Here is a 5689-nt window from a genome sequence, read left to right as displayed (position 1 = left end):
TTTTCGTAAGTCGGCAGTGAACTAGCAATTAATTATACACGTTGTTGTAAATAGTACTTTTCCGCTATTTTCTTAACCAACCTAAAATTCGTTCGTTTTTAATTTTCCATTTTCCGTTTTCATTTATCAAGTCATATTTTTCTCTTGAATTTCCAAATGGTCCAGGATTTTGTTGAATAATCTCAATTTCGTTTTCGGTTACTTTAGAAACTATTGAAACGTGTCCATATTTATTCAGCGTTGTTGCAGAATAAATCACTAAATCATCTACTTTCGGTTTGGTTTTACTTGGATTATTATACTGCTTTAAATTCCGCTGTTTGTTTATTTTTCCATCCTTAACCTGTGAATTAAAAAAATCTTTTGCGTGTCCATAACTGTCAGGCATTTTATGGTTCAGTTCTTCGTAGTAATATCGTTTTACGAATTCCACGCATTGATATTTCAGTCCAAGATTATAGCCATCTTTCGCTAATGCTCGTCCGTCCACATTTCCAACTCCACCATTATAATAAACAGCAACTCCGTTCAGACTATCAATTTTTTGTCCGATTTCATAATTCGGATTTAGATTGATTTTTTTAGACACGAAAAACCCAACAACAAGTAAAATCAGAATTCCAAATAAGAGTAAAAATCGTTTTTTCAATTCGTTCGTGATGTTTTTGGGTATTATTTACAACTCGTTATATAGTAACTTTTATTACCGATATCCCGTAAATATGTCAGGATATGCTGCTTTTTTTGTTACCGTTATCCTGTAAATATAATTTAATTATCTCAATTTAATCTAATATAATATCGCAAAACCAAAATCCGCTTTTACCATCTTTTGTGTTTGGTGTATTATAAGCTCTGTATGTTTTTTCTCCTAAATTGTAATTTACAGGAGAAGAGAAAATGGGTCCATCATAGCAAAAGGTATGAAATTCGCCATTTTCGCCACAAACATCTACGTCTTTAGGTAAATCTTCTATAAGTTGGTGTGTTAAGGTTTTTCCAACAAAGTCTTCATCAAAGAAATCTGCTTTAGCACAAACAACAACAGCTTTAAAACCCAAGTCTATAAATTGAGTTATTAGTTTTTTAGTATCCATTTTCCATAACGGGTAAATAGAGGTAAGGTTAAATGGTTTTAAGCTATTGTCTCTGTATGTTCTTAAATCTTCTAAAAAAATATCCCCAAAAACACAATGCGTATAGTTTGCAGTAATCAAATCATTTATAGTTTTAGTCATAATAGCTTCGTAATCTTCCATACTTGGCAATTCTGGTAATTCTATAGTTTTTAAAGGTAGGTTTAAGGCTTTTGTTTGCGCTTCTAAAACGTTTCGTCTTAAACCGTGCATACTAACTCTATTGTAATGTTTGTTTATTGTAGTAACTAATAAATCAACATTGTAATTGGAATCTTTCAATATTAAAAATAAAGCAAAGCTTGAATCTTTACCAGAACTCCAGTTAAAGTAGGTTTTGTGTGGTTGCATTATTCTGTAGATAAATGATCTATAAACATCTCTTCATTGAATTTGAAAAAGTTAGTAGAATGTATACTTTTAGAAACTTCTTTTTTTATTTGTGGTTGTTCTATTCTATTATTAGCATCAATTTGGGCCAATGCTTCGGCCAATAAAGGTTCTGTAATTTGACCTAATTCATTTAAATTAAGCGCGTTTTCAGATAAAACAATATTAGGAACTAATCCTGTACTTGGAACATCTACATCTAATTTGTTGGTTGTTTTTGCAACTAAAGGTTGCATTGCATATAAATGTAACGGATTTACATTGTTTCTTGAAAAATTAGAAGAATCGTATAACGTAATTGAGGCTTGAGATTTACCAACAGTTGTAGTTCCAATTTGAATTACGTTAATGTAAGGTCTTAAGCTGTTAATAATCATTTCGCTGGCAGAAGCAGTATTATCTGTTGTTAACACATAAACTTCTGTTAGATTTAAATGATTTATGGTTTGCCCGTTAATTGAACTTGAAAAATTATAGGTTTGATTTGAAGCCGAATTATTACTATTGTAATTTAATTTAGAAAATACGTCTGTGTTAAATTGTCCAGTAATCATACTAGCTAAACGTGTTGCTGTATTTACAGATCCGCCAGGATTATAACGTAAATCTAGCACTAAATGATCTATGTTGTTTGCAGCAAAATTTCCAAATTCGTTATTTAGTTGTTCATCAAACTCTGCATTAAATCTGTTATACATTAGATAACCAACGTTATCTGAATCAATTGTGAAAATTTCAGATTTATAAATAGGGTTTTCTGTATAGGTTTGTTTGGTTAAGTTTATAGTCGTTCCATTAACATCAAACTCATTTGTTATAGAATTGTAAGCTGCTAATTGAATACTATAAGAACTATTATCTAATAAACTACGGTAATTAGAAATTGTTAAATTTTGATTATCTACTTGTGTGAAAATAGCGCCTCGCATTAAATTTTCGGATGAAGCACTTGTGTTTGGCAGTACATATTTTACATAGCCATATAAATTATCGCTTCCTGGCGATACTCTATCCAATCCGTAAACCATTCCATTAACTTGGTTTGTGCCTTGAAACTGTTGTTCTAAAGCAAGATAATCGCTTGTTAGCCAACTAAACTTGTCAGTTATAGCTCTATCATATATTAAATTTTCGAAGAAGTTTTCAGGTGTATTTGCGCTTAAGTAATTATTGTAGTTAGGGTTAAAAGTTTTATTTTCAACTAAATCTGGAACCAATTCATTATACAGATAATAAGTTCTTAAACCTTTATAAATAAAATCATTTATATCGTTAGCAGTTACAGGATTATCATCTAAATCGTATGCACAACTAGAAATTAATAAGAATAGTAAGCCGTAAAAACGTAGTGTTTTAATAGGATTCATAGATGTTAAAATGATTTCCATAAATTTACGAATAATATTTTTTAAAATAGATGTAACAATTTAGAAGTTGTATCGTCGTAATAACATAAGCGACCTAAACCGCCGCATAACCAAAACCAAAATGACACAGACTGAGTTCTTACATATGGTATTACCTTTTAAAGACAAGGTGTTTCGTTTAGCAAAACGATTGCTTGTCTCTAGAGAAGAAGCTGAAGATGCTACCCAAGAAGTGTTATTGAAACTTTGGAACAATAAAAGCAAAATTGAAAGCTATAAAAATGTTGAAGCTTTTTCTATGACAATGACAAAGAATTTTTGTTATGATAAATTAAAATCAAAACAAGCACAGAATTTAAAAATTGTACATAGCAATTATCAAGATCATAGTATATCGCTTCAAAAGCAAGTAGAAGCTAACGATAGTTTAGATTTTGTTTCAAAATTAATTGAAGCATTACCAGAACAACAAAAATTAGTAATTCAATTAAGAGATATAGAACAGTATGAGTTTAATGAAATAGAAAAAATGTTAGATATGAAACCTACCGCAATTAGAGTAGCCTTATCTAGAGCAAGAAAAACCATACGCGAACAACTAATGAAAACCCATAGTTATGGACTTAAATAATATAGAGCAATTAATAACAAAATATTTAGATGGTAATACATCGCTTCTAGAAGAGCAGCAGTTAAAGCGCTTTTTTAATCAAGATACTGTACCAGCACATTTAGAAGCTTATAAACCGCTATTTAATTATTTTACAGCAAGCCAAGAAGATACTTTTACAGCAACACTTCCATTAAAATCTAAAACAAACATTAAGTATAAATGGTTAAGTATTGCAGCTGTAGTAGCTATTTCTTTTGGAATGTATTTTAATTGGTCTATAAGTGCTCAAGATTTGGGAACTTATAATGAAGACCAAACGCAATTAGCATATAATAAGTTTGTACAATCTTTACAAATGGTGTCTAGAAACTTTAATAAAGGCGCAACTTCTGTATCGTATTTACAAGAATTAGAAATTGCTAAAGAGCAAATCAGTTACTTAAACGATTTTCAAAATCCTATAGGTAGAACACTAAAAATTAATAACTAAATTAATAACAATTTAAAAAACAACATAATGAACTCAATATTAAATATAACCTCGACAATGAAAAAAGCAATCACACTTTTTACTTTAGCCTTATTAATAACATCTTCAGCATTAGCACAAGATGTCTTTAGTAAATACTCAGATAACAGTAAAGTAACATATATTTCTATTAAACCAAAAATGTTTAAACTTTTGGCCAAAATGGATATAGATACAGACGATAAAGAAGCACAGCAATATATTGATATGGTAAATAGTATTACCAGCTTTAAAACTATTATGACAAGCGATAAATCTATTGCTTTAGATTTTTCAAAATATGTAAATGGCGCTTCTAAAAAATTAGAAGAGTTAATGAAAGTGAAAGATGATGGCGTTGTTATGACTTTTTATATTAAACAAGGAAAAGACGAAGATCATGTTAGTGAATTATTAATGTTTGTAGATGGATTAACAGATATTACTAGTGAAGCAGATGTAGAACTTAATGGAAAAAAGAGAACATTAGAGTCTATAGTTATTTCTTTAACTGGAGATATAGATTTAAATCAAATATCTAAATTAACTAATCAAATGAATTTACCTGGTGGAGACGCTTTAGATAAGAAAAACAAAAAGTAATATGAAAAACCTTCTATACATTTGTTTATTGTGTTTGAGCCTAATTGCTTGTAAAGACGAAAATTCTATACAGACTTTTTTTGTAGAACACCAAGAAGAGCCAAGTTATTCTTTAGTAGATATATCTAAAACATTGATAGATTTTTCTGATACAGATTTAACAAAAGATGAGCGAGAAGCTTACAATGCTTTAGACAAATTACACGTTTTAATGTATAAAGCTACAGATAGCACACAAGATGCTTATACTAAAGAGTTAAAACAGATTCAAAAAGTATTTAAAAATCCAGATTATTCAGAGTTAATGCAATTTAGTTCTGATGGAATGAAATTTAAAATTAGTTCTATCGGAGAGGAAAATACTGTAGATGAAGTTTTGGTTTTAGCAAGTTCTAATACAATGGGATTTGCAGCAATTAGAGTTTTAGGAGATGATATGAGTCCAGAAAAAATAGCTGCTTTAATTTCTAAAATGAAAGATGCTAACGTGGATGATAATAAACTAAAAGGCATTATGGACTTTCTTAAATAAAGTTTATAGTAATTGGTTAATGTAGAAAAGGCTTTCCGTAATGGAAAGCCTTTTTGTTTTTTATAGATTTTAGTATAACAGTTAAATACCTGTATAATTACTTGGTGTAATAGCTTTTAATTCTATTTTAATAGCATCATTTACTTCTAAAGTATCAATAAAATTTGCTATAGATGTTTGTGTAATAGCTTCGTTAGTTCTAGTTAATCCTTTTAAAGCTTCGTAAGGATTAGGATAAGCCTCACGACGTAAAATTGTTTGAATTGCTTCTGCAACTACAGCCCAATTATTTTCTAAATCTTGAGCAAATTTAGCTTCATTTAATAATAATTTATTTAACCCTTTTAAAGTAGAAGCAAAACCTATTAAAGTATGTCCAAAAGGAACACCAACATTTCGTAAAACAGTACTATCTGTTAAATCGCGTTGTAATCTAGATATAGGTAATTTAGCAGATAAATGTTCAAAAATAGCGTTAGCCATTCCTAAGTTTCCTTCAGAGTTTTCAAAGTCAATAGGATTTACTTTATGTGGCATTGC

Annotated in this window: 7 protein-coding genes and 1 pseudogene; 4 read left to right on the top strand and 4 right to left on the bottom strand. The window is 29.5% G+C overall.

The window, feature by feature from the left end:
- Nucleotides 1–64: 64 nt before the first annotated feature.
- From ACFDSN_RS11625 to ACFDSN_RS11615, 3 genes are all read right to left on the bottom strand, one after another.
- A complete protein-coding gene (locus ACFDSN_RS11625; protein WP_375240024.1) occupies nt 65–649 on the bottom strand; it encodes a CHAP domain-containing protein in 585 nt (194 codons plus the stop codon).
- A 136-nt stretch (nt 650–785) separates the two neighbouring features.
- Nucleotides 786–1487 (bottom strand): ATP-binding protein, encoded by a 702-nt coding sequence (locus tag ACFDSN_RS11620; RefSeq protein WP_375240023.1) that lies wholly within the window; start codon nt 1485–1487, stop codon nt 786–788.
- On the bottom strand, nt 1487–2914 hold the full coding sequence (locus ACFDSN_RS11615) for a S41 family peptidase (RefSeq protein ID WP_375240022.1): 1428 nt from the start codon (nt 2912–2914) through the stop codon (nt 1487–1489). The genes ACFDSN_RS11620 and ACFDSN_RS11615 overlap by 1 nt, the downstream gene beginning before the upstream one ends.
- A 100-nt stretch (nt 2915–3014) precedes the next feature.
- Between ACFDSN_RS11615 and ACFDSN_RS11610 the strand changes: the two genes are divergently transcribed.
- From ACFDSN_RS11610 to ACFDSN_RS11595, 4 genes are read left to right on the top strand one after another with little or no spacing between them, the layout of a single operon-like run.
- Nucleotides 3015–3524 (top strand): RNA polymerase sigma factor, encoded by a 510-nt coding sequence (locus ACFDSN_RS11610; protein ID WP_375240021.1) that lies wholly within the window; start codon nt 3015–3017, stop codon nt 3522–3524.
- Complete coding sequence (locus ACFDSN_RS11605) at nt 3511–3996, top strand: hypothetical protein (protein WP_375240020.1); 486 nt, start codon at nt 3511–3513, stop codon at nt 3994–3996. Before ACFDSN_RS11610 ends, ACFDSN_RS11605 begins: the two co-directional genes overlap by 14 nt.
- A gap of 57 nt (nt 3997–4053) precedes the next feature.
- Nucleotides 4054–4617, top strand: a complete 564-nt coding sequence (locus ACFDSN_RS11600; RefSeq protein ID WP_375240019.1) for a DUF4252 domain-containing protein — start codon at nt 4054–4056, stop codon at nt 4615–4617.
- Nucleotide 4618: 1 nt separating this feature from the next.
- Nucleotides 4619–5149, top strand: a complete 531-nt coding sequence (locus ACFDSN_RS11595; RefSeq protein ID WP_375240018.1) for a DUF4252 domain-containing protein — start codon at nt 4619–4621, stop codon at nt 5147–5149.
- A gap of 81 nt (nt 5150–5230) precedes the next feature.
- Here the strand turns inward: ACFDSN_RS11595 and ACFDSN_RS11590 are convergent.
- Nucleotides 5231–5689 (bottom strand): annotated as a pseudogene (locus ACFDSN_RS11590) (adenylosuccinate lyase); the annotation flags it as partial.

This window comes from Aurantibacter sp., assembly GCF_042094015.1.
In the GTDB taxonomy this organism is placed as follows: domain Bacteria; phylum Bacteroidota; class Bacteroidia; order Flavobacteriales; family Flavobacteriaceae; genus Aurantibacter.
This window is presented reverse-complemented; position numbering and strand designations above follow the sequence as displayed.

Bases quoted from the DNA above. Each gene is read 5' to 3' on its own strand.
- ACFDSN_RS11620 (WP_375240023.1), bottom strand. From the start codon at position 1,487: ATGCAACCACACAAAACCTACTTTAACTGGAGTTCTGGTAAAGATTCA.
- ACFDSN_RS11615 (WP_375240022.1), bottom strand. From the start codon at position 2,914: ATGGAAATCATTTTAACATCTATGAATCCTATTAAAACACTACGTTTT.
- ACFDSN_RS11610 (WP_375240021.1), top strand. From the start codon at position 3,015: ATGACACAGACTGAGTTCTTACATATGGTATTACCTTTTAAAGACAAG.
- ACFDSN_RS11605 (WP_375240020.1), top strand. From the start codon at position 3,511: ATGGACTTAAATAATATAGAGCAATTAATAACAAAATATTTAGATGGT.
- ACFDSN_RS11600 (WP_375240019.1), top strand. From the start codon at position 4,054: ATGAAAAAAGCAATCACACTTTTTACTTTAGCCTTATTAATAACATCT.
- ACFDSN_RS11595 (WP_375240018.1), top strand. From the start codon at position 4,619: ATGAAAAACCTTCTATACATTTGTTTATTGTGTTTGAGCCTAATTGCT.